This window comes from Paenibacillus sp. F411 (assembly GCF_017582705.1).
In the GTDB taxonomy this organism is placed as follows: domain Bacteria; phylum Bacillota; class Bacilli; order Paenibacillales; family Paenibacillaceae; genus Paenibacillus_AQ; species Paenibacillus_AQ algicola.
In genome coordinates this window covers 48,076-74,035 of record NZ_JAGFIP010000017.1, presented here as the reverse complement: position 1 = coordinate 74,035, position 25,960 = coordinate 48,076, and the positions used below count along the sequence as shown (strand labels likewise).

21 protein-coding genes are annotated in these 25,960 nt (G+C 54.5%); 15 read left to right on the top strand and 6 right to left on the bottom strand.

Annotated features, from left to right (window positions below; translation table 11 throughout):
- Positions 1-76 precede the first annotated feature (76 nt).
- Complete coding sequence (locus JJQ72_RS16485; RefSeq protein ID WP_208204340.1) at positions 77-1,294, top strand: MFS transporter; 1,218 nt, start codon at positions 77-79, stop codon at positions 1,292-1,294.
- A gap of 184 nt (positions 1,295-1,478) precedes the next feature.
- On the opposite strand, the gene rnjA is transcribed toward JJQ72_RS16485, so the two are convergent.
- Positions 1,479-3,203, bottom strand: coding sequence for a ribonuclease J1 (gene rnjA / locus JJQ72_RS16480; RefSeq protein WP_138227026.1), 1,725 nt, complete (start codon positions 3,201-3,203; stop codon positions 1,479-1,481).
- Positions 3,204-3,861: 658 nt separating this feature from the next.
- On the bottom strand, positions 3,862-4,197 hold the full coding sequence (gene ymzB, locus JJQ72_RS16475) for a protein YmzB (RefSeq protein WP_138227025.1): 336 nt from the start codon (positions 4,195-4,197) through the stop codon (positions 3,862-3,864).
- 213 nt (positions 4,198-4,410) lie between these two features.
- Between ymzB and JJQ72_RS16470 the strand changes: the two genes are divergently transcribed.
- Positions 4,411-5,319, top strand: a complete 909-nt coding sequence (locus tag JJQ72_RS16470; protein WP_138227024.1) for an aldo/keto reductase — start codon at positions 4,411-4,413, stop codon at positions 5,317-5,319.
- Between the two features lie 298 nt (positions 5,320-5,617).
- On the opposite strand, the gene JJQ72_RS16465 is transcribed toward JJQ72_RS16470, so the two are convergent.
- Positions 5,618-6,442 (bottom strand): manganese catalase, encoded by an 825-nt coding sequence (locus JJQ72_RS16465; protein WP_208204339.1) that lies wholly within the window; start codon positions 6,440-6,442, stop codon positions 5,618-5,620.
- 236 nt (positions 6,443-6,678) lie between these two features.
- Here JJQ72_RS16465 and JJQ72_RS16460 point away from each other — a divergent pair, with 236 nt between their 5' ends.
- From JJQ72_RS16460 to JJQ72_RS16440, 5 genes are read left to right on the top strand one after another with little or no spacing between them, the layout of a single operon-like run.
- Positions 6,679-7,548 (top strand): ABC transporter ATP-binding protein, encoded by an 870-nt coding sequence (locus JJQ72_RS16460; protein WP_208204338.1) that lies wholly within the window; start codon positions 6,679-6,681, stop codon positions 7,546-7,548.
- Positions 7,541-9,754 carry an ABC-2 family transporter permease gene (locus JJQ72_RS16455; protein ID WP_208204337.1) on the top strand — a complete coding sequence of 738 codons (2,214 nt, stop codon included), beginning with the start codon at positions 7,541-7,543 and terminating at the stop codon, positions 9,752-9,754. Before JJQ72_RS16460 ends, JJQ72_RS16455 begins: the two co-directional genes overlap by 8 nt.
- A complete protein-coding gene (locus tag JJQ72_RS16450; RefSeq protein ID WP_208204336.1) occupies positions 9,747-10,421 on the top strand; it encodes an RNA polymerase sigma factor in 675 nt (224 codons plus the stop codon). The genes JJQ72_RS16455 and JJQ72_RS16450 overlap by 8 nt, the downstream gene beginning before the upstream one ends.
- Positions 10,399-11,247, top strand: a complete 849-nt coding sequence (locus JJQ72_RS16445; protein WP_208204335.1) for a hypothetical protein — start codon at positions 10,399-10,401, stop codon at positions 11,245-11,247. The genes JJQ72_RS16450 and JJQ72_RS16445 overlap by 23 nt, the downstream gene beginning before the upstream one ends.
- On the top strand, positions 11,240-12,103 hold the full coding sequence (locus JJQ72_RS16440; RefSeq protein WP_208204334.1) for an ATP-binding cassette domain-containing protein: 864 nt from the start codon (positions 11,240-11,242) through the stop codon (positions 12,101-12,103). Before JJQ72_RS16445 ends, JJQ72_RS16440 begins: the two co-directional genes overlap by 8 nt.
- A 161-nt stretch (positions 12,104-12,264) precedes the next feature.
- Here JJQ72_RS16440 and JJQ72_RS16435 read toward each other — a convergent pair whose 3' ends face one another.
- Positions 12,265-13,137 carry a helix-turn-helix domain-containing protein gene (locus JJQ72_RS16435; protein ID WP_233281051.1) on the bottom strand — a complete coding sequence of 291 codons (873 nt, stop codon included), beginning with the start codon at positions 13,135-13,137 and terminating at the stop codon, positions 12,265-12,267.
- Between the two features lie 129 nt (positions 13,138-13,266).
- Between JJQ72_RS16435 and JJQ72_RS16430 the strand changes: the two genes are divergently transcribed.
- From JJQ72_RS16430 to JJQ72_RS16405, 6 genes are all read left to right on the top strand, one after another.
- Positions 13,267-14,556: a Gfo/Idh/MocA family protein gene (locus JJQ72_RS16430; RefSeq protein WP_138227882.1), complete on the top strand. Its 1,290-nt coding sequence runs from the start codon at positions 13,267-13,269 to the stop codon at positions 14,554-14,556.
- A 127-nt stretch (positions 14,557-14,683) separates the two neighbouring features.
- Positions 14,684-15,976, top strand: a complete 1,293-nt coding sequence (locus JJQ72_RS16425; RefSeq protein WP_138227017.1) for a homocysteine synthase — start codon at positions 14,684-14,686, stop codon at positions 15,974-15,976.
- A gap of 193 nt (positions 15,977-16,169) precedes the next feature.
- Positions 16,170-17,351 carry a hypothetical protein gene (locus tag JJQ72_RS16420; RefSeq protein WP_208204333.1) on the top strand — a complete coding sequence of 394 codons (1,182 nt, stop codon included), beginning with the start codon at positions 16,170-16,172 and terminating at the stop codon, positions 17,349-17,351.
- Between the two features lie 295 nt (positions 17,352-17,646).
- Positions 17,647-19,632, top strand: coding sequence for a heavy metal translocating P-type ATPase (locus JJQ72_RS16415; RefSeq protein WP_138227015.1), 1,986 nt, complete (start codon positions 17,647-17,649; stop codon positions 19,630-19,632).
- A gap of 229 nt (positions 19,633-19,861) precedes the next feature.
- Positions 19,862-20,803 carry a thioredoxin-disulfide reductase gene (gene trxB / locus JJQ72_RS16410; protein WP_138227014.1) on the top strand — a complete coding sequence of 314 codons (942 nt, stop codon included), beginning with the start codon at positions 19,862-19,864 and terminating at the stop codon, positions 20,801-20,803.
- A 61-nt stretch (positions 20,804-20,864) separates the two neighbouring features.
- A complete protein-coding gene (locus JJQ72_RS16405; RefSeq protein WP_138227013.1) occupies positions 20,865-21,104 on the top strand; it encodes a glutaredoxin family protein in 240 nt (79 codons plus the stop codon).
- Between the two features lie 126 nt (positions 21,105-21,230).
- Here the strand turns inward: JJQ72_RS16405 and JJQ72_RS16400 are convergent, their stop codons facing one another.
- Positions 21,231-21,428, bottom strand: a complete 198-nt coding sequence (locus JJQ72_RS16400) for a hypothetical protein (protein ID WP_138227012.1) — start codon at positions 21,426-21,428, stop codon at positions 21,231-21,233.
- A gap of 161 nt (positions 21,429-21,589) precedes the next feature.
- A complete protein-coding gene (locus JJQ72_RS16395) occupies positions 21,590-22,756 on the bottom strand; it encodes an ROK family transcriptional regulator (RefSeq protein ID WP_208204332.1) in 1,167 nt (388 codons plus the stop codon).
- A 207-nt stretch (positions 22,757-22,963) separates the two neighbouring features.
- Between JJQ72_RS16395 and xylA the strand changes: the two genes are divergently transcribed.
- Both xylA and xylB read left to right on the top strand, forming a co-directional pair.
- Complete coding sequence (xylA, locus tag JJQ72_RS16390; protein WP_208204331.1) at positions 22,964-24,280, top strand: xylose isomerase; 1,317 nt, start codon at positions 22,964-22,966, stop codon at positions 24,278-24,280.
- Positions 24,281-24,335: 55 nt separating this feature from the next.
- A complete protein-coding gene (gene xylB / locus JJQ72_RS16385; RefSeq protein ID WP_208204330.1) occupies positions 24,336-25,829 on the top strand; it encodes a xylulokinase in 1,494 nt (497 codons plus the stop codon).
- The last annotated feature ends 131 nt before the right edge of the window (positions 25,830-25,960 follow it).

Genomic DNA, 25,960 nt, shown 5'->3' with positions numbered 1-25,960 from the left:
ATCACTCTAGGAGGAGGAATGCATGGGAGAGCGGCTTTCGTAACAAGCTACCAATAGAAGCAAGGAGGGTCATATAATGAATCGTACTCATCTATTGAGAAATCCGAAGCAGCGTAAGCTGCTGTTCAGTGCCGGAATCAGCTGGATGTTTGATGCCATGGATGTCGGCATGATCTCCTTCGTGGTTGCTGCACTGGCGAAGGAATGGAGCCTGGGCTCTCAGGAGGTGGGGCTGCTCGCCAGCAGCACCTCCATCGGTATGGTGTTCGGCGCCTTGCTGGCCGGGATGCTGGCAGACCGGTACGGACGGAAAAATCTGCTGCTCTGGACCCTGATCATCTTCTCGGCTGCCAGCGGCTTATCGGCGCTGGCGACCGGCTTCGCGGTCCTGTGTATCCTTCGCTTTGTTGCGGGCATTGGATTGGGCGGTGAGCTTCCGGTGGCAGCAACGCTCGTTTCGGAGAGCATGCCGGTAGAGGACCGGGGGAGATCGGTGGTGCTTCTGGAAAGCTTTTGGGCGGCAGGCTGGATTCTGTCTGCGCTGATCGCTTATTTTATTATCCCGGATTACGGGTGGCGGATGGCTTTCGTCATTGGAGCGCTTCCCGCTTTCTATGCGCTGTATCTCCGGCGGGCGATTGAGGATTCTCCGCGGTATGTGAAACAGAAGGCGGCGCGGAGGCTGAGCCTGTCAGAGCGTATTTCCTCTGTTTGGTCGAGCGAGCACCGGAAGACCACACTGATGCTGTGGGTCTTGTGGTTTACAGTCGTCTTTTCTTATTACGGCATGTTCCTGTGGCTGCCTACCGTGATGGTGGATAAGGGCTTCAGTCTGGTGAAAAGCTTTCAGTATGTGCTGATCATGACACTCGCTCAGCTGCCAGGATATTTCACGGCTGCTTACTTGATTGAGAAGTTTGGCCGCAAATTTGTACTCGTCACCTATCTCGTGTTCACAGCCTTAAGCGCAATGTGGTTCGGCTATGCCACCTCTGTAGGAATGCTTCTTGCTGCCGGCATCTGCTTGTCCTTCTTCAATCTGGGCGCCTGGGGCGGACTGTATGCGTACAGCCCGGAGCTCTATCCCACGAGAATGCGCTCCACCGGCGTAGGCCTGGCGACGTCCTTCGGACGTATTGGCGGTGTCATTGCACCGCTGCTCGTCGGTGTATTGAAAGAGAACGGCAACAGCATCTCCAGCATCTTTCTGCTGTTCTTTGTAACCATTCTGATCGGGGCGGCGGCTGTCCTGGTCTGGGGCCGGGAGACCAAGGGACTGGAGCTGGCGGATTAATAGGTGATCGCCCATCATTCTTGAAGAAGGCGGGCCATAGAACAAAATAAAGACATGGCGGTGACGGGATAAATTCCCTGACTCCACCATGTCTTTATTTTTTTGTTTCCTGTTTCACTCCAGGGACCTGCCTCGTTAAACAGTCAAATCAGCATCGCTGCTCAATCGTTGCCAAGCCAAGCGCTTAGATCTCCATAATGGAAGGCATGATGTAAGGGCTCCGTCCAAGCTCGCGCTTGAAATAACGATTGAGGGTCGATGTTGTCATCTGCTCCCATGCAGACTCATCGTACTCCCGCTGCTCTCCAGCCTTGTTAAGATGCTTGCGCAGCATGGCTTCAGCCCGGCGCAGCAGCGGCTTCGAGTCCTGCATGTAAACGAATCCGCGGGTGATCAGCTCGGGACCGGCAATGAGCTTCCGCGTTTCACGGTTCAGGGTCATGGCAGCAATGACGACACCGTCGTGAGCAAGCTGCACGCGCTCCTCCAGCAGCTCCTTCTCGTGCGTGCGAAGCTCTCCGTTGTTAATATAAACATCTCCGGATGGGATGTTACGGCCTTTACGAGCCCCGTTGCGGAACAAGGAAAGGGTGTTGCCGATGTTCAGCAAGTAAACATGATTCTCGGGAACGCCCACATCCTTCGCCAGCTGGCGATGGTTGAGCAGCATCCGGTATTCTCCGTGAATCGGCACGAAATATTTCGGACGCAGGCTGCTGAGCATCAGCTTGAGATCCTCGCGGCAACCGTGGCCGGACGTGTGGATGTCCAGAATCGAGCCATATCTTACTTCAGCGCCAGCGCGCATGAGCAGATCGATGCTCCGGTTCACATTTTGCGTATTCCCCGGAATGGGCGAGGAGGAGAAGATTACCGTATCATCGGGATGAATCTGAATCGAGCGGTGTGATCCTGAAGCAATTCGGGTGAGAGCCGCGTTGGGCTCGCCCTGGCTGCCTGTACAAATAATCGCGACCTGATGGTCACGGTAACGGTTGACCGTTTTCACATCAATCAGCATGCCGTCCGGGATTCGGATATAGCCCAGCTCCTGGCCGATCGTAAACACCTTCTCCATGCTTCGTCCCACGATGGCGAGCTTTCGGTTCGTCTGTATAGCGGCCTCTACGACCTGCTGCAGACGGTGGACATTGGAGGCGAAGGTCGCGAACAGAATTCGGCCGGGGCTTTCCTGGAACTGCTTCAGGATGGACAGCCCTACGGTTCGTTCGGAAGGAGTGAAGCCCTCACGCTCACTGTTTGTGCTGTCCGCGAGAAGCGCAAGCACCCCTCGGCGGCCAAGGCTCATAATCTTATGAATGTCGGCCGGCTTGTCCTCTGGAGTAAAGTCGAACTTGAAGTCTCCGGTATGGACAATAGGTCCGTACGGAGTTTCAATGACGACGCCGAATGCATCCGGAATACTGTGTGTCGTGCGGAAGAAATGCACGGCGAGGTGCTTGAAGCTGTATTTATCATTCTCATGAAACACCCGCAGATCGCTTTGATCCAGCAGGCGGTGCTCTTCGAGCTTCGCGCGAACGAGACCGATCGTCAGCGGTCCTCCATAAATAGGCATCTGAATCTGGCGCAGTACATAAGGAATAGCTCCGATATGGTCTTCATGTCCATGAGTCAGGAACAGGCCCTTGATCTTGCTCTTATTCTCAATCAGATAGCGGATATCTGGAATAATGTAATCGACTCCGCTCATTTCAGCATCCGGGAACTTCAATCCGGCATCAATGATCACGATTTCATTGCGGAATTCGACCGCATACATATTCTTGCCGATTTCGCCTAATCCTCCGAGTGCGAATACACGTACAGGCGGGGAGGATGGCCTCGATGGCTTCGATTTGCGGGCAGGCGGACTTTGTATTTTATCATTCAATAATGGTTTGGACATAATGTGGTAATATTCCTCTCTATCGATAGTCGGTGGCGTGGATTTCCTTCATATTTAACAATATGTAATCCGAGACTCGGAAAAAATGAGCATCAAAATACGGGCGCGCATAAGACGCCATAGCAAGCGCTGGGCATGACTTCAGGACAGGATGGCAGCAGCTTAGCGTGAATAATCGCACGGCTTGCATCCAAACTAAAAAGTTATATAGGGCAGCCTGGTTGTTCACGGTCTCTGTGTCCATTCAGGCGATCTTAAATCAATAGCTCATCTTATATATTTAAACCTTAAGGATTATGACGGAACAGAGGCGGTCTCCCATCGGAGAATATATGTCTATCCTGCCCCTTATACCAGAAATCTTACCTGAAGTTCCAGCATGAATCCGGTCGCACATGAAATGATCTTCATTCAGTTTACCATTTTTATAGCAGAGTGTGGTAGTGGTATATTGAGAATAATGCTCGAAGGCCCTTCTGATCAGCATTTCGTTGCACATAAGGGCACTGTTTTGTACAGCTTTTGTACAGCTACGAAGTCACAGACAGCAGCCGTAACTGCAGATATTCGGCATCTACCCGTTACGGCTGTCAGATGAAGCAGTATGGCTTACTCAAGTCCCGGTTCTGCTTGCAGAAACAGTATTTATCAAATATAGCTACACTGTAATCGTGTACGTCCCCCGTTCATTTTCAAGCACGATCTGCCGTTCCTGAACCTCCGCCTCGCGCAGGCTTTCCAAGGGAATCGAGAAGGAGCCGCCTGGCAGGGGAGCCTCCTCGACGTCGGTCACAATGACTCCGTTACCGCGGAGCAGCAGAGCCTGACAGGCCAAATAGTCATCAATGCTGCAATTGTTGCCGTCCAAGAGCTCCACAGAATCTACAGTTAACCTGATCTGATCGACATCGTCCAGCTCCCGCTTTTCAATGGTCAGCTCCTGCTGTTTATGGGAATCCAGCCACTGTGACACTTCTTTTAGCGAATGCTTCATCTCATAGCCCTCCTTCAAAAGTACATAATGGTGATCTGTAATCATTACCCCAATTGTCGGCTATTATTGCACCAGGGCTGCTTATGTATTCGTAGATATGCCAATCGCTGTTACAGTCTGTAAGGCGTGGAGTGATATACTAGGGTGAGGAATGTAATGAATCTTGAACCCATGCAAAACGGGAAAAAAAATATTGAAGGAGGAGGTCAGTGGATGAGAGCAAATACAATCGGTAAATCAGAGCTGGTCGTAGGAGAGATCGGACTGGGCTGCATGTCCCTGGGTACGGAGGAACAAAAGGCGGTCGCCCTTGTGCATGAAGCATTGGAGCAAGGGGTCACGCTGCTCGACACCGCCGATCTGTATGATGGAGGCATCAATGAGGAGCTTGTGGGCAAAGCGATCAAGGGCCGCAGAGACCAGGTTGTGCTGGCGACCAAGGTAGGCAACCGCAGGATTCCCGGACAGGAGGGCTGGACCTGGGATCCTTCCAAAGACTACATCCAGACGGCGGTGAAGGATAGCCTGCGCCGTCTTGGAACAGACTATATTGATCTGTATCAGCTCCACGGGGGCACGATGGACGATCACATTGAGGAGACTATTGAGGCGTTTGAAGAGCTGAAGCAGCAGGGCTGGATCCGCGAGTATGGCATTTCTTCAATCCGCCCTAATGTCATTCGGGAGTATGTGAAGCGGTCTGGCATTGTCAGTGTCATGATGCAGTATAGTATTCTCGATCGCCGCCCGGAGGAGGAAATCCTGCCGCTGCTGGCCGAGCACGGAATTTCGCTGATTGCAAGAGGTCCGGTTGCCAAAGGGGTGCTGTCCGAGCGTTACGAGGAAAAGGCGGTCAAAGGGTATTTGGACTACAGCCGGGAAGAGCTGCTTGAAACCGTAAAGCAGCTTCGGGAAGGACTGCAGCCAGGGCGTGAGCTGTCTCAGACAGGCATTCGCTATGCGCTTGCTCATCCGGCAACCGCCTGTACCATTCCCGGTGCAAGCTCCGCCCAACAGCTGCGTGATAACCTGCTGGCGGCTCAGGCCGAAGAGCTGAGTCCGCAGGAGCTTCAATATATCCAGGCTGTAAGCAAGCGGAATCAGTATGAGCAGCACCGCTGAGCCTTAACAGGGAGGACAACGGCTGGACACGCTGTTTTGTGCTTAACCCAATTCGCTGAGATTACTATAAAAGAGGCAGTCCCCGAGTAGATTTTGGTTTAACGAGGCAATTCATTGGAATAGGAAGCAACAAAGTAAAGACATGGCGGTGACTGGGAGATTAGTCCAGCACCGCCATGTCTTTATTGTGATCGAGGGCCGCCTTCTTCTACAGATTCCGAAGCCGTTCACAACAACAAACGAGGCCATCCCGCAAGCTCCTGGAGCTTTTGGGACAGCCTCATTTATGTGAGTTCTATTATTCTGTAACGCCCGGCAAGGTATTATGCGTATACGGCGGAGCCGGCTTTAATTTCTGCTCTTCTGTAAACGGACCGGGCTCGGCAGAGTACTGGAATTCGGCGCCGTCCGGGGCTTGTCCGGATGCCCAGCTGCCGAGGCTGCTCTCTTCGCCTTCTGAGAAGTTATAGAGTACGTGGGACATGTTCTGCTTCTCCAGCTCTGGAGGTGCCGTGCTTGGAACGATGACCCCTTCCTTCGCCTCCAGCTCCCGAATGGCGGCCAGCCACTGATTCTGGTGCATCGTATCCCGGGTGAGCAGGAAGGACAGCATGTCCTTAATGCCGCGGTCATCGGTCATTTCGTAGAGTCTGGCGACCTGCAGGCGCCCTTGGGATTCGGCATTCAGATTCGCCCGGAAATCGGCGAGCAGGTTGCCGCTCGCTACAATATATCCGGCATTCCACGGCACACCTACACTATTGACCGGCATAGCTCCAAGACCGGAGACGATCGCATGCTGAGGGTTCATTCCACCCAGAATCGATTCAATGACAGGGTTCTTCGCAGCCTCCTCCTGATCTTTGACGGGTGCGTCATCAAGCAGGCGGGCGATCATCGTTGCAATCATCTCCACATGACCGATTTCCTCGGTCGCCGTGTCCATAATGAGGTCTTTGTACTTGTCATGGCCGCGCGTGTTCCAGCCCTGGAACAAATATTGCATGGCCACGGAAATTTCACCGAATTGGCCGCCTAGTATTTCCTGCAGCTTCTTGGCAAACAACGGATCAGGACGCTCCGGCATGGCTGGATTTTGCAGCACTTTTTTGTGAAAGAACATACTAAGGTCACCTCTTCATTTAAATTTGCTCATTGGCATGTGTTACTTACCCTTTCCCATATTTTTAAAACGATTCATGGATGTTACAGTTTAAATATTAAAAAAGCTCTCGTGCTACAATTCGTGTATTTCGCTGTACCTTTAAACTTTATCCCGGGTTGTATCGTTATAACCGTAAGAGTCCAGCACCGCTGGTAAACTCGTGATCATACCGGGCACATGAGAAAGGAATTTCTATGATTAGCATTGAACACGTCTCCAAAACCTATCGCCGCGGCGCCTGGGCGCTGCTGGACATATCGGCTGTCTTCGGGACAGGCATGACCGGGCTGCTGGGACCTAACGGTGCCGGGAAATCCACGCTGATGCGAATCTTGGCAGGGCTGGCATCTCCTACCTCCGGGCAGGTGACGATACGCGGTATCCCGCTGAGCCGGCCGGAGGAAATCCGGCAGTCCATCGGGTATTTGCCGCAAAATTTTCAGGTATATCCGCAGATGACGGGAAGAGATTATCTGGATTATATTGCGTCTATGAAAGGGCTCAAGAGCCGAAAGGAGCGCACAGCAGAAGTATCGCGCCTGCTGGAGGTGGTGAACCTGAACAACCACAGCGATCAAAAAATGCGGACCTACTCCGGAGGCATGCGCCAGCGGATCGGCATTGCCCAGGCATTGCTCGGCTCACCGGATGTACTGATTGTGGACGAGCCGACATCTGGCCTGGATCCGCGGGAGCGTGTCCGCTTTAGGAACATGCTGACACGCTATAGCCTGAACCGGACGGTGCTGCTCTCCACACATATCGTGGCGGACATTCAGAGCAACTGTCATGAGGTGGCTGTGCTCCATGAAGGCTCTCTCATTATGGCAGGCAGCCTCGCAGAGCTGCAGGCATGCGGGCGAGGCTTTCTGTGGGAAGCCCGTATGAGTCTTGAAGATTATGAAGCTGCAGATCCTTCTCTGATTCTGTCGAGCCGGCAGGAAGGGGAGCATATGATCTGCCGCATGATTCATGCAAGGCGCCCTTTCGCCGGCAGCGTCATGGTAGAGCCAGAGCTGGAGGAAGGTTATATTTCTTTGCTGCGGAGGGAACGTCATGTATAAATGGCTACGGCAGTGCCAGCTGGAGCTCCGGCTGTTACTGGGCAATCCCTTGTTCCTGCTGCTCCCGTTAATCCTTGGACTGCTGTTTCTGCTCTATATGGATCAGCTTCCGTTCTCGCAGTACCAAGGAGTATTCAGGCAGCTGTATGAACGATATGCAATCGCCCACACGCTGTCGCTGGGTGTGGTTATGCTGCTCGGCATTCTTATGATTCGCCGGGATGTCCGCAAGCCTTCCTTCGAGTGGAACCGGAGCCTGCCGGTTTCCTACTCGCTGATGCTGTCGGCCAAATATGCCGTGGGCCAGCTGTACCTCCTGCTCTATACCTTGCCGGCGAATACAGTCCTTTATTATGTATCGAGGACACAAGGGGTTGCAGCAGACATTGCAGGCAGAGATTTTCTGCATTTCATGATACAATCGGAAATTTCTTATCTGGTTACCCTGGCACTGTCTATGCTGCTGGCGGTGTGGATCGGCAATCGGGTTGTCTATCTGATCGGCTTTTGCGCCTGGATGTTTGGGACTTTTTTCATGGATATCTTTCTGATTGGACAGATTGGACTGGAGTTCCTGTCCGCATTTCATCTCAATCAATTTTTCCTGAACAGCTTGAATATGTCTTCTGAAGTGTGGGGCATTGCCCTGTATCGGAAGGAGCTGAATGCGTCCTGGCTCTTTGTGCTTGCCTTTACCTTGCTGCTGCTGTCACTCAGCCTGCTGCTGCTGAACCGGAAACGCCCGACGCGCTATCTGGCCGGCTGGGCCTTATTGACGGTGGCGTTCATACTGCTGGCGACCGCGGCATTCCGGCCATTCCTTGGCTTGTGGCAGGAGCGTTATGAGGTGTATGAGCAGCTTCTGGCAGATCCTACTTTACTCTCTGTAAGTAATCCAGATAATTACAAGCCGGACTTTCATCCGGAGTATGAAATCACAAAATATGATATACATCTGCAAAGACAGCAGGATGACTCACTTCAGCTGACTGCAGTGCTCAGCATCCCGCCATCCAGCGGGGAGAGCCGGCAGGTATTTCCGCTAACGCTGCATCGCAGCTTCCAGGTCGTCGATGTCAGCATCGAGAACCGCAAGGCTGAATATTACCGCCAAGGGGATCATCTGGACATCCTGCTGCCGGAGGGGGGCTCGGGGAAGCTGCAGGCTACAGTGAGCTATACCGGCAAGCCGAGAGATTATTTGTACCAGCCGCCCTATAACCGCTCCTTGTTCAGCGTAGGCTGCGAGGTGAACCTTCCTTCCAGTGCAGCCTGGTACCCGCTGCCGGGGGATCAGCCTATTTATTTTAAGAGCGGCATGAACTCCGTAATTTATAATCAGGCCATTGTGTACCGGCCGCTGATTTTGCCTCCCGCACAAATGTCGCTCACCCTGGAGGGGTATGCTTGTCCTGTATATGCCAGTATTCTGGAGACCGAGCGTAAGCCGGGGTATCAGCGATTTGAGGGAGAAGAGACGCGGGGCGTGGAACTGTATGGAAGCCGCGATCTGCTGGAGCTACCTAGCGACAAGGTTCCGGTGACGATCATTACGACGCCGTACGATCGGTTTTATGCGGAAGGGCTGCTGCAGTATTTGGAGACCCGATATGCCTACTTTGAGACGTGGGTGAAGGACCTGCGCACCAGGCGGGTTCAGATTATATATACAGACCACCCCTTTTATGTCGGCGGCGATCTGAAAGGTGATTTGATCATTTCTGCGAAGTATTATTATCAATATGATATAGAAAGCCTTCCCGGGGAATGGATGAATACGATATTGTTCGGGAATCAGGCAGGACTGAGAGAGGAAGGGCTGGAGCAAGAGCAGGACGTCCGTCATTTGATCAGCAGCTTGTTCTGGTATCTTTATTACAAAGAGGAAAAAGGCTTGAGTGACGCGGAGCTGAAGCTTTCATACGGCTGGGCAAGATCCGTGCAGACCCTGCTTCATGAAGGGGATGAGAGCACCGATCCGAATCGGCTGGGTAACAAGCTGGCCGCGCAGGCGGCGAAAGCGATTCAAGACGGCAGAACAGAGCAGCTGAAGAGCCTGCTGAATGAGTTCTACCGCAGCGGCTTGAGGCTGCCGGGCAGAGAAGAAGCGTATTACCGGCCGGAGGCTCCGGTGTCTTATAAACAATGGAATGAGAAATGGGATGAGATGATGTCGGTGCATGAGAGGGGGGAAGAGCTTGATTAGTGACCAGAAGCTGACCGAGCGGATGGCTGCAGGGGATCAGGAGGCGTTTGAGCTGCTGGTGTCCCGTTATCACGGGCCGCTGCTCAGCTATGCCTCCGGCCAGCTGGGCGACCGCGAAAAAGCACAGGATATGGTTCAGGAAACGTTTGTGCGTCTGATTCGCCATTTGCGCCGCCACGGGGCGCTGGAGCATGTCAAGGCCTGGCTGTACCGGGTGTTGCTCAATTTGTGCAGAGACTATTGGAAAAGTGCAGCGTACCGCTCCGAGAAGCTGCCTGCAGAGGAGCTGCCGGATGCCGCAGATGAAACGGCAGGGGCTCAGGAGCTGCTGGAGCGGCAGGAAACCTCCAGGGAGATTGCCGCTTCCCTTGCGGCACTTCCTGAGGTACAGCAAAATGTCATCTCACTTCGTTTCTTTCACGATATGAAGCTGCAGGAGATCTCGGGGCTGACCGGCCTGCCGCTCAGTACCGTCAAGACGCATTTATATAGCGGCCTTCGCAAGCTGAAGAGCCTGATGGCCTCCCCCCGTTCCAGCGCTTCTGTCCCGGAGCAGGACGCCCAGGCTCCTCCTGCCTCCCCGTCTTGCGCTGACGCCCGGAAAGAGCATTCAAGAACAAAACCAGAAAGCGAGGTGTATTCCTATGGCTCCCATTACCGATCCTGAGCTGCAGCGTCTGGAGGACGAGCTGAGAGAGCCGTTAACCCGTGCCATTCAGCCGCCGCCGACACCGGAGGAAACATCGCAATTGATTTCATCGCTGCAAAACGAATTTGACCTGCTGAGAATGAATAATGCAACAATCAAGCTGGAATTTAATGCGGAGGTGGAGCCGCCCTCGCTGAAGCAGCTGCTCCTAAATCAGCTGCGCCTGAATCAAAAGTCCATTTTGCTTGCGGCCGCCGCTGTGTTCTGTATGCTGGTGCTGCTGATCGATCCCCAGTCTGCGACAAGTGGGATGAACGGCATCCCCGGCGGCTACTTCCCGCTGGTGACGCCCCTCCTGCTGATGTCTTCCATGCTGTTCAGCAGCCGGACCCGGGACCGCGGTATGCGGGCTGTAGAGCATATTACGCCGTACCCCCCATCACTTGTCCTGTACAGCCGGCTGCTGTCCGTTACCGTCATGATTACAGGGCTGGGGATTATCAGTACATTTTTGCTGGGACTGCGCGCGGCTTCTGTGGAATACTCCTATTTCCGGATGGGGCCGTTTCTGCTGGAATGGATGAGCGTGCTCCTGTTGACCGGCGGGACGGCGATGTTCATGCTGTTCCGCAAGGGGATGGGATATGCTGTAGCTGCGGCGCTGTTTGCCTATATAGTCTGGATTGCTTTACTGACCGTGCTGACGATAGATAACGGGACGTCGATGTTGAAAATGCCTCTGGAGGTCCTGCTCCTTATCCTTGGAGGTGCGCTGCTGTACAAAGCCTACAGCCAAAGCCAGAAGCCGGGCAGCTCCTTGAAGGGAGGCGCGGTTCATGATTGACATCGAGGGACTGGAGCGGAAGGCGGGAACATACCGGCTGGAGGTGGAGCGGGCCCAGATTCAGCGCGGTCTGAACCTGATTGTCGGAGCCAATGGAGCCGGCAAAACCACGCTGATGGAGCTGCTGACGACGCTGCGCTCTCCGGATGCAGGTAACATTCGGTATCAGGGCAGAAAGGCGGCAGACGATCTGCCGCTGGTCCGCAGCCAGATCGGATATGTCCCTGCAGACATCGAGCTGTACGGCGATATGAAGACCGGGAAGCTGCTGCGTTACCTGGCTGAGCTGAAGGGCGTGTATTCCCGGGAGGCTGTGAACCGATTCATACGGGATTTTCGATTGGAGCCTTACCAGCGAACGAAGGTGAAAAAGCTGTCCCAAGGCATCCAGCGGCGGATTGCGGTCGTTCAGGCGCTGCTCGCGTCTCCCGCCTTTCTGTTTCTCGATGAGCCGCTGAATGGGATGGACGCCGAGGAACGCAAGTTCCTCATCACCTATTTAGCCCGCTATGCCAAAGGGGGGAGAACCGTTGTGGTGGCGGCTCACGAGCTGAACGAGTGGGAGGAGGCGGCAGATTACGTGACCTGGCTGCACCTTGGAAGCATCCGGTATTACGGTCCGGTAAGGACGTGGAAGCTGTGCGTTCCGTCGAGCGTATGGGAGGCCGAGGTGTCGCGGGAGCAGTTTGAGGAGATCGAGGAGCGCAAGCTGATCCATTTCCAAATGTCGCCCGGCGGCATAACGGTTCGCCAAATGGGACACACCGCGCCGGGGCCGGAATATCAGGAGAAGGAGCCGACGCTGGAGGACGCTTTTTTCCTGCATCTGGACGCGCTGGAGGAGAGCCGCTTCTGAGGTGAGGTGCAAATTGTACGCTGCAGGGTAAGAAACACGTACAACGACACCTTGAAGGGAGCGAGCTAAAAATGGAAGCTGCAGGACGAGCTGTTCAGGAGAAGGTGGCACTGGTTACCGGAGGATACCTCTCCTGAAGCCGGATACGGCTGGGGGAAGGTTCAGCGGGAGTCCGGCAGCTGATACTGCCGGCGGTATTCCCGGGGCGAGAGCTTGACCGTGCGCTTGAACATTTTGCCGAAGTGGGAAAAGTTCGAGAATCCGGACTGCCACGCGATATCCGTAATAGGAAGCTGACTTTCGCGCAGGAGCCGCTGGGCTTCCTGAATGCGAAGCAGATTAATGTAGTCGCTGAACGTGAAGCCGGTCGTCTGCTTGAACAATCGGCTGAGGTAGGACGGGCTGATGTCGTGAGCCTCGGCAACCTGTGTAAGCTGCAGCGGCTCGGCAAAGCGTTCATTCAAGTCCCGGACGATCTGCTGCATCGTGGGATGCAGCATCGGTTCAATATCCGCCGGCGTGACCGTGCTTGCTGCGACATTGCGCCAGGCGTGCAGCAGCAGCTCGGCCGTCCACTGTCGCAGCAGAAGCTCCCGTCCCGGCCGGGTATGCTCCATTTCCTCTACAATGCGCTCCACCAGGCTCCTTGCAGAATCACTGCCGAGGGCAGGCAGCCGCAGGATCGGAATGTCCCGCTCGAAGGGCTCCAGCAGCAGGCGGACCAGATGCGGCTCCAGGCTGCGGGCAAAAAGGTCAGGCTGCAGGTAGAATACGACCCGCTCGTGGTCTCCTCGCCCGCTGTCCAGCGTCTTGTGGAGCACATTCCGGTTTACATATACCAGATCACCGGCCCGAATCCGGTAGGTCCGGTCCTTCATGAAATAAATCCGTTCCCCTTCAATAAGATAATACAGCTCATAATGGTCATGAATATGATCCGTAGCCATGGAGAAATAGCCCACCCGGCGGTCATACTCGATACTAAGCCAGCCGGATGGGTCCTGATAACTGCCTTGAACCGGTGTTTTCATCATCTATACCGCCTCCCTTGTACACAGATTATAGCAAAATAAGCGGCATTTATGGACTTCAAAGCATAAAATGCGGAGATATAAATGCTTATTTGTTATAGTCTGAAGCTAATATAAGAGGAGGCGATCATGATGAGTACGAAGAAACGTTATGTGCAGGTAGGCACTGGAGGCCGGGCGGAATTTTTTTATGGCGCGCTGGCAGAGCATTTTCAAGAACGCTCGGAGCTTATCGCTTTTTGTGATAGCAACAAGACTCGGATGGTGTATGCCAATCGGCTGCTGAAAGAGAAATACAACCATCGTGAAATTCCTATGTATACAGCAGATCAGTTCGACCAGATGATTCAGGAGCATAAGCCGGATTATGTGATCGTGACCAGCGTAGACCGGACCCATCATCGTTACATTATCCGCGCCATGGAGCTTGGCTGTGATGTAATCACGGAGAAGCCGATGACAGTGGATGAAGAAAAGTGCCAGGAAATTCTGGACGCCTCCAAAAGAACGGGCCGCAACATCCGCGTTACCTTTAACTACCGCTACGCTCCCCACCACACCAAGGTGCGTGAGCTCATTCAGGAGGGAACCATCGGTAAAGTAACCTCGGTTCATTTCGAATGGCTGCTGAACACCCAGCACGGTGCGGATTACTTCCGCCGCTGGCACCGGGACAAGCGCAACAGTGGAGGACTGCTGGTTCATAAATCTACACATCACTTCGACCTCGTAAACTTCTGGATCGGTTCTCAGCCGCAAACCGTCTTTGCATTTGGCGACCTTATGTTCTACGGTAAAGAAAATGCGGAAGAGCGCGGGGTGACCGAGTTCTATAACCGGGCAACCGGCAGCCCGGCTGCAAAGGATGATCCGTTCGCGCTTCATTTGGATTCCAATGACCATTTAAAGGCCATGTACCTCGACGCCGAAGAAGAGGACGGATATCAGCGTGATCAAAGCGTATTCGGTGACGGGATTAACATCGAAGACACGATGGGCGTCATCGTTCAATATCGCAACAAAGCGATTCTGACGTATTCTCTCGTGGCTTATCAGCCATGGGAAGGCTACCGTCTGGCGATCAACGGCACGAAGGGCCGGATTGAAATGTCTATTGTCGAGCAGTCCTACGTGAACTCGGGCGGCGACAAGAAGCTTGAGGGCGCCTTAAAGGGCAAGACGCTCACCGTACTGCCTATGTTCGGCGCACCGTACGAGGTTGAAGTTGAAGAGAAGGAAGGCGGCCATGGCGGCGGGGACCCTGTCCTGCTGAATGATCTGTTCGGAGAGCCGGCGGAGGATAAGTTCCAGCGTGCGGCGGACCAGATTGACGGTGCCAGATCCATTCTGACCGGGATCGCCGCGAACAAGGCCATTGCTACCGGATTACCGGTACATGTGGATCAGCTTGTAAAATTTTAAGACCGCCTTTTAATTCCGATGAAAATAATAGGATTTGACTCTTTTCAAATGATGGAAAGTATGAGAGAATGGGAGAAATTCTCACTGTACTCATGATTTTCATTGTAAACAAGGGAGGAAATACCTAATGTCAGAGCAACGCAAGCTGTCTATTGAAACCCTGGCGGTACACGCCGGACAGGAGATTGATCCCACGACGATGTCGCGGGCAGTTCCGCTGTATCAGACCACGTCCTACGGCTTTCGTGACAGTGATCACGCCGCCAATCTGTTTTCATTGAAGGAATTCGGCAATATTTACACCCGGATCATGAATCCGACCACGGATGTATTCGAGCAGCGGATCGCTGCACTGGAAGGCGGAGCCGGAGCCCTGGCTACAGCGTCCGGACAGGCGGCGATCACCTTCTCCATCCTGAACATTGCCGGTGCCGGAGATGAAATCGTATCGGCTTCGAGTCTGTACGGAGGCACATACAACCTGTTCTCGACGACGCTTGCGAAGCTGGGCATCAAGGTCCATTTCGTAGACTCCTCAAATCCGGACAATTTCCGTAAGCATATCAATGAGAACACGAAGGCACTGTACGCCGAGACGATTGGCAATCCGCAGGGCAACGTGCTGGACATTGAGGCGGTTGCAGCGATTGCGCATGAGCACGGTATTCCGCTGATCGTGGACAACACATTCCCAAGCCCGTATCTGCTCCGTCCGATTGAGCATGGCGCAGACATCGTGGTTCATTCCGCAACCAAGTTCATTGGCGGTCATGGCACGTCCATTGGCGGGATCATTGTGGACAGCGGCAAATTCAACTGGGCCGAAAGCGGCAAGTTCCAAGGCTTGACTGAGCCGGACCCGAGCTATCATGGCGTGGTATACACGGAAGCGGTAGGACCGCTGGCATACATCATCAAGGCCAGAGTACAGCTGCTGCGTGACATCGGCGCGTCCATCTCCCCGTTCAATTCCTGGATGCTGCTTCAAGGCCTGGAAACCTTGCATCTGCGCATGGAGCGTCATAGCGAGAATGCCAAGAAGGTTGCCGAATTCCTGGAGCAGCATGATGCGGTTGAATGGGTCAGCTATGCGGGATTGGCAAGCCATCCTTCCTACAGCCTGGCTCAGAAATATTTGCCTAAAGGCCAGGGCGCAATCCTGACCTTCGGCATCAAGGGTGGAACCGAAGCGGGTCGCAAGGTCATTGAGAACGTGAAGCTGTTCTCTCACCTGGCGAACGTCGGTGATTCCAAGTCTCTCATTATTCATCCTGCGAGCACGACACATCAACAGCTGACGGCTGAAGAGCAGGTGGCGGCCGGCGTTAATCCGGAGCTGCTTCGGATTTCCGTGGGTACGGAGTCCATTGATGATATCTTGTATGATCTGGAGCAGGCACTGGCTGCAAGCCAGGCGTAAGCTGACATTATCATTACACAATATGACCAAGACCCATCAAGCATGGTGAACAACCGCTTGATGGGTCTTTTTGCGCGCAGGTTCATCTTCAGAAAGATGGGGGAAAGCCGTATATTTTGGGGCCCGGGACAATAATCTGGTATGGAGGCGGCAACATGAATACGATACCATTCACGAAAAGGGGTAGAGTCTCATGACAGAAGCGAAACGGACACAAGGTGCCGAGCAAGGGAAGCGCTTTTATGATCGGTTTGCCCGAAAGGAATGGGAGCGTAATTCCGGGCAGGGACTCGATCTGACCGGGCTGGGAGAGCTGGCAGCCGGTAAGGGTGTCACGCATGAGGAGGCTTTACTGCTGCTGGCTCAGCCTGATGATATAGAGTCGATCATCGCTCAGAGGCTGGGCGCAGCCTCCAGCGATGAAGCTTCGCTGCAGCGTCTGCTGAGCTGGAGTGACGGCCAGCGCCGCCTGCGGGTGACGAGCCGCGCGGACTCCGTGGCCAGGGCTTGCGCCGGTCTCCAGCGGGGGGCTCAGGGCATTGGCTTGCTCCGGGGTGAAGAGCTGCTGCGGGACGAAAGCCTGCTGGCCGTGTATGAGGCATGGCTCTCATGCACGGAGGACGAGGAGGAAAGAAAGCTCAAGCGTGGGCGCTTGGTGTATTTATGGACAGAGTCCTGGATCAGACTGCTTCAGGCCGCAGACGGCAAGCCTTGCTCCGTCAGTCTCGCCTGGGATGCCCGGCAGGCTGCAGCTCCGGAGGAACGGCTAGCCCTTCAGGATGTGCAGCTGGAGGCCATGTTTCGCGCTATGCTCCGATGTGATCAGGAGGAGATTCCCTTTGAGCTTGCGCTGCTGGCGCTGTGGCCGATGCAGGAGGAGGAATGGCTGGCCGTATATGATTTCATTGAGGAAGTGGGCCGGCAGACGCTAGGAGCATGGTGGCCGGAAGCGCATTGTAAGGTAGGCGCCTTGCTGCACCCCGATGTGCGGCCTGTTGATGCTGCCGGCATTGCGCGTTCTGCAGATCTGGTCGTCATGGATATAGAGAGCGCATCGCGATTCCATCTTCTGCAGGAGCAGCAGCCGCTGGGAGGGCCTGCCCGCATGATAGAGCTGGAGGAGCCCGTCAGCGATTGGGGCGGTCCGGCGCTGCAGTGCTCCCGGCTGGAGGAGATTGTAGATATCATGCGCAGCATCAAGCCGGAGCTGGACATCCGCGCCGGGGGGGATATTCGGCCGGCCGATTTAAGAGCGGTGTATCGGCTGGGGATGAACGAGGTATGCTGTGAACCGGAATGGCTGACGGCCGTCAGACTCACCGGGTATCGCCTGGAAGCCAGTCAGCAGTCTGCCGCCTCGGCCGATGAGGGTTGACAGCAGGCTGCGGAAGGAAGACAGCGTATATATGCGTCGCGGGCCTGATTTCAGGCAGCGGCGCTTTTTTGCGTGCAAAAAATATTTTTTAAAAATTAGGCGGAAGAGAGTTTACAACCAGGGGGGATCGGGGTAATATAAGTCTATAAAGTTGCACTTAGGAAAATAAATTGTATTGAGTCAAAAATGATTATCATTCTCAATTAGTATGCTGCTCCGGCCTAGCCGGGGCAGCATACGTCATTTTCAGGGCAATAAGAATGGATCTCATTCTCAAGTACAGGAGGTAATGAAGATGGAATGGACTCAAAGTAGAGGGGCACGTACACAATCACTGGCGCATCGCCAGGAGGGCCCTGAGCGCCCGAATTCCGGCGGCAAATGGGATCTTGCAAGCCTGCTTCGCAATCCCGAGGTGCTGGCCGCGCTGGGAAGCGGGGTGCTCATGCTCACAGCCTGGGCGGTCAGCTCCTGGTCGGAATGGATTTCTGTCATTCTGTATGTCATTTCCTATACCGTGGGCGGCTGGATCAAGGCGAAGGAAGGCGTGGAGACGCTGATCAAGGAGCGGGATCTCGACGTCAACCTGCTCATGATCGCAGCCGCGCTCGGTGCAGCAGCCATTGGCTATTGGAATGAAGGGGCTATGCTGATCTTCATTTTCGCGATGAGCGGAGCCTTGGAGAGCTATACGATGGAGCGGAGCCGCAAGGACATTTCCTCCCTGATGGAGCTGCAGCCCGAGACGGCGCTGCGCCTTGAAGGAGGAAGCATGGTGGAGGTTGCTGTCGGCAAGCTGGAGATCGGTGATTTGATTCTGGTGAAGCCGGGCGAGCTGATTCCGGCAGACGGCAAGGTTTATCGGGGAGGGTCCTCTGTCAATCAGTCCTCCATTACCGGGGAATCGGTTCCTTTGGAAAAAAGCGTGGGAGACGAAGTATTTGCCGGAACGCTGAATGGCGAAGGTGTGCTCTATATTGAAGTGACTCAATCTGCTGAAGCTACTGTATTTGCGAAGATTGTGAAGCTTGTCGAGGAGGCGGAGAATGAGGTTCCGCAGTCCGAGCGCTTTATCAAGCGGTTTGAGGCTATTTATGCCCGTGTGGTCGTGGGAGTCACCGCCGGTATCCTTGCGCTGGCTCCGCTGGCAGGGTGGGACTGGGACACTTCCTTCTATAAAGCCATGGTCTTTCTCGTTGTCGCATCTCCTTGTGCATTGGTATCGTCCATTATGCCAGCTATGCTGTCAGCCATCTCGAACCGGGCCCGTAAAGGCGTACTGTTCAAAGGAGGAGCGCATATCGAGAACATGGCCAAGACATCCGTCGTTGCCTTTGATAAGACCGGAACCTTAACGATGGGGTCACCGGTGGTGACGGATTTCGTGGCTGGCAGCGGAATGAGCCGGGAAGAGCTGCTGGGCATCAGTGCATCTGTAGAGAGCATGTCGAAGCATCCGCTGGCCCAAGCGGTCGTTGCCAAGGCATCTGCGGAGGGGATTGCACTGCAGCCTGTAGAGAACGCGGAATCCATAACGGGCTGGGGAATGCAGGGTACCGTGCAGGGTACAGCATGGAGAATTGGAAAAAGCGACGTGCTTGACGGGGATGCTCTTACCCTGGATGCTCACTCGGTACGAAATGGAGAACCGGACTGGCGGGAGCTTCGCCGCAGCCTGGAAGAGGAGGGCAAGACCGTCTCAGTCATTCTTCGTGACGGACAGATGGCCGGTATGATCGGATTGCAGGATGCGGTACGTCCGCAGGCGGCGGCTGCCGTCAAGCGGCTGCAGAGCATGGGAATCCGGGTCGCGATGCTGACCGGAGACCGCAAGGCGACAGCAGATGCCATCGCGCGCCAGATCGGCGTTGATCTGGTCTTCTCTGACCTGCTGCCAGAGGATAAGGTCAAGCATGTTCGGGCGCTGCGGGAGCAGCACGGACATGTCGTCATGGTCGGGGACGGTGTCAATGACGCTCCGGCGCTGGCCACAGCTACGGTAGGCATCGGCATGGGGATTTCGGGAAGCGGAACAGCCCTTGAGGTATCCGATGCGGTGCTGATGAATGACAACATTGAGGAAATTGCCTCCACCGTCAAAATCGCACGCCGCGCCGCAGCCATTGTGAAGCAGAACATGGTCTTTGCCGTAACGGTCATTCTGACCCTGATATCTGCCAACTTTATTCAGGGCGTTGCCCTGCCGCTGGGCGTGATCGGTCATGAAGGCAGCACCATTCTCGTGATTCTAAACGGACTGCGGCTGCTTCGAGCGAAATAAAATGTGAATGTTTGCCCCGTTTTTCTCCAGCAAGCCTGCCTGTATGATCCTGATAACGGGATCATTCAGACAGGCTTGTTTGCTTGATGGAGAGGAATGAGGAATCATGGTAATGATTTCTTTTAATCCCTGTCTCGGGTGTTGACAGATTCTCCGGAATTAATCATAATAAGTATCAGTTTATAATGATTATAAATAAGTGATTTAGAGATACAGGAGGGAACCTTATATGTATAAATCCATTATTATCGGCACCGGTCCTGCCGGTCTGACCGCTGCCATTTACCTTGCCCGTGCTAACATGAGCCCACTCATCATTGAAGGCCCTCAGCCCGGCGGTCAGCTGACGACCACGACCGAGGTGGAGAACTTCCCAGGCTTCATCGACGGCATTCAAGGGCCGGAGCTGATGGACAATATGCGCAAGCAGGCGGAGCGCTTCGGTGCTGAATTCCGCACAGGCTGGGTCAACAGCGTCGATACCGGCCAGCGCCCCTTCAAGCTGAACGTGGAAGGAATGGGAGAGCTTGAAGCGGACACCCTGATCATTTCTACAGGCGCTACCGCGAAGTATTTGGGCATTCCGGGAGAAGAGGAGAACGTGGGACGCGGTGTCAGCACCTGCGCAACCTGCGACGGCTTCTTTTTCCGCAATAAAGAAATTATCGTGGTTGGCGGCGGAGATTCCGCGCTGGAGGAAGCGAACTTCCTGACCCGCTTTGCCTCCAAGGTGACTCTGGTTCACCGCCGGGATGAGCTGCGCGCGTCCAAGATTATGCAGGACCGTGCAAGAGCCAATCCGAAGATTGAATGGGCGCTAAACCGTACTCCGCTGGAGGTGGTTGCAGGCGAACACGGCGTGACCGGCCTTAAGCTTCGTAACAATGAAACCGGAGCCGAGGAGGTTCTGAACGCAAGCGGTGTGTTCGTAGCGATCGGCCACCACCCGAATACCGGCTTCCTGAACGGCCAGCTGACGACAGATCCGAACGGCTACATCGTCACTAACCCTGGCACGTCCGAGACGAACGTACAAGGCATTTTCGCTTGCGGCGATGTGCAGGATACCCGCTACAGACAGGCCATTACGGCAGCCGGCAGCGGCTGTATGGCAGCGATGGACTGCGAGAAATATATCGAAAGCCTGGAACATCAGGCGGTTGTGATTTAAACTGGAGAAGATCCGGGTAGTGATTACGGATGACTACATCTTTGACTGAGGTGATACAGACATGGCAAACGCAATTGTATACACATCCAGCAACTGTCCTCATTGCAAGCAGGTTAAAGGATATTTGACCGAGCAGGGGGTTGAATTCGAGGAGCGCAACATCGAGACGAATGACGAGTTTGCTCAGCAGGTTTGGGATATGGGCGTACGTGCAGTACCGCTCACCGTCATCGGCGAGCACCGCATTCTCGGGATGAACAAGCTCCAGCTGAACAAGGCGCTGGCACCGGCAGAAGGATAAGTAACAGGCTCTAAACATAAAGACATGGCATTGTGCGGGGAATCCCGCCTGTGGCCATGTCTTTATTCGTTTTCGTTTATGGGTGGTAAGAAGGTTGCCTGATCATCAGGCCGTAATTCAGGTGATTCAGGTCATCAATGAGGTTACGAGCGTAAACACCACGTAGGAGCTGACACCGGCACCCATGAGAATAAAGCCCGTCCGCTTTTTCCCTTGAAAAAACTTCATGATCGCCAGACTGAACAGCGGCGCAATGACGAGCAGGAACAGCATAACCGTCAAGAACAGCCCGCCGTCGATTTCAGACGTATTGACATAAGTCATTCTAGTTCTCTCCCTATACTACAGCGAAATTAAGATGGCATAAGCTTGCCTCAATCTCTATATTATAACGGAAATATGAAACATTATCTGCAGCCTTCAGCTACAAAATAAGGCGGTTTTGGATCATTTGGCTTGCTCACCATGGCCAACTAGCTGCTGGCTCAGAGAGTGCTGACGCGAACCGGCCCCAGAAACTGCGATACGGCTAAATATGCAGCACCGATTACGGTAGAGCGGCTGCCGAGCTCGGCAAAGGTAATCTCCATCCGTTCCCGGTGGTAAGGCAGCGTTCTCTGCGCGACGACCTCTTCCAGTGCGGAAGAAATCCAGGGACGTGCATCAGCGAGCGGGCCGCCAATGACTACACGCTGTGGATTGAAGCTGTTGACCAGATTCGTAATGCCGATCCCCAGGAAGCGGCCAATGCCGGCAAACAGGGAGATGACATCCTCATCTTCCGCGAGCGCCAGATCGGCGAGCTGCCGGGTGCGGTGTGATGGCAGGGGAGGAGACGCCTGAGTATAGGCCTTCTCCGAGGCGTACAGCTCCCAGCAGCCGCGATTGCCGCAGGAGCATGCCATGCCGTCTGCCTCAATGCTCATATGACCGGTTTCTCCGGCATAGCCCCTGGCGCCCTTGTACAGCTCTCCGTGAATCATGATGCCAGAGCCGATCCCGCTGCCGGCACTGATATACAGCACATGCTCGGCATCCCGTCCCGCACCGAAGCGGAATTCTCCCTGCGCTCCTGCATTGGCCTCGTTATCGATCGTGACACTCACGCCGATTTCCTCCTCTAGCCGCTGCTGCAGCGGCACCATTTCCCAGCCCAGGTTGGGGGCAAACAGAATGTTGCCCTCGCCGTCTACCATCCCCGGCACCCCGACGCCAACCCCCACGACACCATAGGGAGAAGGCGGAGCTTCGTGCATCAGTGCTTTAATCAGGGTGGTCATGGATTTCAGCACGAAGTCGAGATCATGACGCTCCAGCTGCTCCTCGCGTTCAAAAAGTATATTTCCTTCGAGATCTGTCAGCACCCCGATCATCTGCGATAAGCGGATCTCAATGCCGACGGCGGAGCCGGCGCGGCCGCTGAACAGCAGGAGCCGGGGCTTGCGGCCGCCGCTGGATTCACCCGGACCGATCTCCTCTACCAGATGATGATCACACAGCTCCTGAACCAGATTGGATACGGTTGCCTTGTTCAGCCCGGTAATCGTGGATACTTTCGCCCGGGAGAGGGGGGCGTGCCGGATAATCGTGTTCAGTACGATTGACCTGTTGATTTTTTTGACCAGCGCCTGGTCACCTGTAATGCTCGTCATTGTCCCAACCATCCTTCACGCTTCTCTTCCGAAATGCTTCATAATCTCCTAGTCTAGGGCGATCTCCCCCAAAAAGCAACCACCTTCTTCCGCACATGACCCTTTAAAAAATACTTTGTTTAACCAATAGACAAAGTAGGAGTCCTTATGCTAGGATAACGGTGAAAGCGGTAACGACTTTGAACTGAATAAGGGAGGATCTTATCCATGGCCTATTTTAACCAAGTGAACAAGATTGAATTTGAAGGCAGCAAATCCACAAATCCATATGCATTTAAATTTTATAATCCGACAGAAATTGTGGCAGGCAAGACGATGGAGGAGCATCTGCGCTTTTCCATGGCATATTGGCACACCTTGACGGCAGGCGGCTCGGACCCGTTCGGGGCTGACACCGCGGTACGTCCGTGGGACGGACTGAAGGGCTTGGATCTGGCCAAGGCTCGCGTAGAAGCCGGCTTTGAATTCCTGGACAAGATGAACCTGCCTTACTTCTGCTTCCATGATATAGACATTGCGCCGGAGGGCAGCAGCCTGCGTGAGTTCTACAGCAATATTGACACGATTACAGATTCCATCGAAGAGCATATGAAGGCAAGCGGCAAGAAGCTGCTGTGGAACACGGCAAACATGTTCAGCAATCCGCGCTTTATGCACGGGGCGGGCACAACCTGCAATGCAGACGTTTATGCTCACGCAGCGGCACAGATCAAGAAAGGGCTTGAGGTCGGCAAACGTCTGGGCGCCGAAAACTACGTATTCTGGGGCGGCCGTGAAGGCTATGAGACGCTGCTGAATACGGATATGGGCCTGGAGCTGGACAACCTGGCCCGCCTGTTCCACATGGCTGTGGACTACGCGAAGGAAATCGGCTTCGACGCCCAATTCCTGATTGAGCCGAAGCCGAAGGAGCCGACGAAGCACCAGTATGATTTTGATGCGGCGACAACGATTGCGTTCTTGCAGAAGTATGGTCTGGAGAAGCATTTCAAGCTGAACCTGGAAGCGAACCATGCGACACTGGCAGGCCATACGTTCGAGCATGAGCTTCGGGTAGCGCGCATCAATGGCATGCTGGGCTCGCTGGATGCCAATCAGGGCGATATGCTTATCGGCTGGGACACGGATGAATTCCCGGTTAACATTTATGATGCAACACTGACGCTGTACGAGGTGCTGATGAATGGCGGTCTGGGCCGCGGCGGCGTAAACTTCGATGCGAAGGTGCGTCGTCCGTCGTTTGAGTATGAGGATCTGTTCCTGGCCCATATTGCCGGAATGGACACCTATGCCAAGGGATTAAAGGTGGCAGCGAAGCTGATTGAGGACCGTGTGTTCGAGGACTTTATTGAAAAGCGCTACAGCAGCTTCCAGGAAGGCATCGGTGCGGACGTTGTGGCGGGTAAGGCTACACTCGCGTCGCTCGCCGAGTATGCTCTCCAGAACGAGAAGCCGCGCAGAAATGAATCCGGTCGCCAGGAAATGCTGAAGGGCATCCTGAACCAGTACATTTTGGCAGATTAATCAGAGACTTGTATCGTAATGACGATGCAAGGATGGTCAGGAGAGGAGTTAGGCAATGAGTTACGTCATTGGAGTAGATCTCGGCACCAGTGCGGTGAAGACCGTGCTGGTCAACCGCAGCGGCGAGGTGGTAGCGGAGCATTCGGAGAGCTATCCACTTAGCCAGCCGAAGCCCGGCTACAGCGAGCAGCGGCCGGAGGATTGGGTAGACGCGACAGTGATCTCTTTAAAAAAGCTGATGCACGTCTCACAGGCCGCACCGGAATCCGTAGAAGGACTGAGCTTCTCAGGACAGATGCACGGACTGGTGCTGGTTGATGGGGAAGGCGCCGTGCTGCGCCCGGCTATCCTGTGGAATGACACCCGCACGACGCAGCAGTGCCGCAGGATCGAGCAGCTGCTTCAGGGCCGTCTGCTGGACATCGCCCGAAACCGCGCGCTGGAAGGCTTTACTCTTCCGAAGCTGCTGTGGGTGCAGGAGCAGGAGCCGGATATATTCGCCCAGGCAGTCCAGCTGCTTCTCCCGAAGGATTATGTGCGTTTCCGGCTCACAGGTCAGTACGCCATGGATTATTCGGATGCAGCCGGTACGCTGATGCTGGATGTCGCCGGCAGAAGCTGGAGTAAAGACATTCTGAATGCCTTCAATCTGCCGGAAGAGCTGTGCCCGCCTCTGGTGGAATCATTTCAGCATTGCGGTACCCTGCTGCCAGAGATCGCAGAGCAGTCCGGTTTACTGTCCTCCACCTCTGTATATGCCGGGGGAGCCGACAATGCCTGCGGGGCGCTGGGCGCCGGGATTCTGGAGGAGGGCAAGACCATGTGCAGCATCGGCACCTCGGGCGTCATCCTGTCCTTTGAGGAGCGGCGGGATGTCGATCTGGAGGGCCGGGTTCACTTTTTCAATCATAGCGAGCCGGATGCATTTTATGTGATGGGAGTTACACTCGCGGCCGGCTACAGTCTGGACTGGTTCAAAAAAACATTCGCGCCCGGCATCTCCTTCCAGGAGCTGCTAAGCGGTGTAGAAGCCGTGCCTGCCGGCAGCAGCGGACTGCTCTTTACGCCTTATATCGCAGGCGAACGAACACCGCATCCCGATGCAAAAATTCGCGGCAGCTTTATCGGGATGGATGTCAGCCATAAGCTTCCCCATTTCACACGTGCCGTGCTGGAGGGGATTACCTTTTCGCTCCGGGAGTCTGTAGAGCTGCTGCGAGCCTCGGGCAAGGACGTGAATACCATCATCTCCATCGGGGGTGGAGCGAAGAATGAGGTCTGGCTTCAAATGCAGGCCAATATTTTTAACGCTGAGATCGTAAAGCTTGCAAGTGAGCAGGGACCGGCGATGGGAGCGGCGATGCTGGCTGCGTACGGCAGCGGCTGGTTTAAGAGCCTGCAGGCCTGCGCTGAAGAGTTCCTGCAGGAAGCGGTGCGTTATACGCCGCAGCCTGAAGTCGTGGAGAAGTACGAGGAGCTGTTCAAGCTATATCAGGATGTATATCCACAAACCCAAAATCTCAGTGCTGCACTGGCGAAGCATCGGTAACAGCACGCTATAGCAATCCCCCCTAAACGGCTGAGGCCGGAGAGGGGGGATTTGCTTTTTTCGTCAGGAAGATGAGACTCAAAGCTTTGTTAGCTGAAGAAAGGAGGCCTTTTTAAGACCAGAGTCATAAG

What these genes read in the sequence shown, in the direction of transcription:
- JJQ72_RS16485 (WP_208204340.1), top strand. Translation starts at nt 77, where the DNA reads ATGAATCGTACTCATCTATTGAGAAATCCGAAGCAGCGTAAGCTGCTG.
- rnjA (WP_138227026.1), bottom strand. Translation starts at nt 3,203, where the DNA reads ATGTCCAAACCATTATTGAATGATAAAATACAAAGTCCGCCTGCCCGC.
- ymzB (WP_138227025.1), bottom strand. Translation starts at nt 4,197, where the DNA reads ATGAAGCATTCGCTAAAAGAAGTGTCACAGTGGCTGGATTCCCATAAA.
- JJQ72_RS16470 (WP_138227024.1), top strand. Translation starts at nt 4,411, where the DNA reads ATGAGAGCAAATACAATCGGTAAATCAGAGCTGGTCGTAGGAGAGATC.
- JJQ72_RS16465 (WP_208204339.1), bottom strand. Translation starts at nt 6,442, where the DNA reads ATGTTCTTTCACAAAAAAGTGCTGCAAAATCCAGCCATGCCGGAGCGT.
- JJQ72_RS16460 (WP_208204338.1), top strand. Translation starts at nt 6,679, where the DNA reads ATGATTAGCATTGAACACGTCTCCAAAACCTATCGCCGCGGCGCCTGG.
- JJQ72_RS16455 (WP_208204337.1), top strand. Translation starts at nt 7,541, where the DNA reads ATGTATAAATGGCTACGGCAGTGCCAGCTGGAGCTCCGGCTGTTACTG.
- JJQ72_RS16445 (WP_208204335.1), top strand. Translation starts at nt 10,399, where the DNA reads ATGGCTCCCATTACCGATCCTGAGCTGCAGCGTCTGGAGGACGAGCTG.
- JJQ72_RS16440 (WP_208204334.1), top strand. Translation starts at nt 11,240, where the DNA reads ATGATTGACATCGAGGGACTGGAGCGGAAGGCGGGAACATACCGGCTG.
- JJQ72_RS16435 (WP_233281051.1), bottom strand. Translation starts at nt 13,137, where the DNA reads ATGATGAAAACACCGGTTCAAGGCAGTTATCAGGACCCATCCGGCTGG.
- JJQ72_RS16430 (WP_138227882.1), top strand. Translation starts at nt 13,267, where the DNA reads ATGAGTACGAAGAAACGTTATGTGCAGGTAGGCACTGGAGGCCGGGCG.
- JJQ72_RS16425 (WP_138227017.1), top strand. Translation starts at nt 14,684, where the DNA reads ATGTCAGAGCAACGCAAGCTGTCTATTGAAACCCTGGCGGTACACGCC.
- JJQ72_RS16420 (WP_208204333.1), top strand. Translation starts at nt 16,170, where the DNA reads ATGACAGAAGCGAAACGGACACAAGGTGCCGAGCAAGGGAAGCGCTTT.
- JJQ72_RS16415 (WP_138227015.1), top strand. Translation starts at nt 17,647, where the DNA reads ATGGAATGGACTCAAAGTAGAGGGGCACGTACACAATCACTGGCGCAT.
- trxB (WP_138227014.1), top strand. Translation starts at nt 19,862, where the DNA reads ATGTATAAATCCATTATTATCGGCACCGGTCCTGCCGGTCTGACCGCT.
- JJQ72_RS16405 (WP_138227013.1), top strand. Translation starts at nt 20,865, where the DNA reads ATGGCAAACGCAATTGTATACACATCCAGCAACTGTCCTCATTGCAAG.
- JJQ72_RS16400 (WP_138227012.1), bottom strand. Translation starts at nt 21,428, where the DNA reads ATGACTTATGTCAATACGTCTGAAATCGACGGCGGGCTGTTCTTGACG.
- JJQ72_RS16395 (WP_208204332.1), bottom strand. Translation starts at nt 22,756, where the DNA reads ATGACGAGCATTACAGGTGACCAGGCGCTGGTCAAAAAAATCAACAGG.
- xylA (WP_208204331.1), top strand. Translation starts at nt 22,964, where the DNA reads ATGGCCTATTTTAACCAAGTGAACAAGATTGAATTTGAAGGCAGCAAA.
- xylB (WP_208204330.1), top strand. Translation starts at nt 24,336, where the DNA reads ATGAGTTACGTCATTGGAGTAGATCTCGGCACCAGTGCGGTGAAGACC.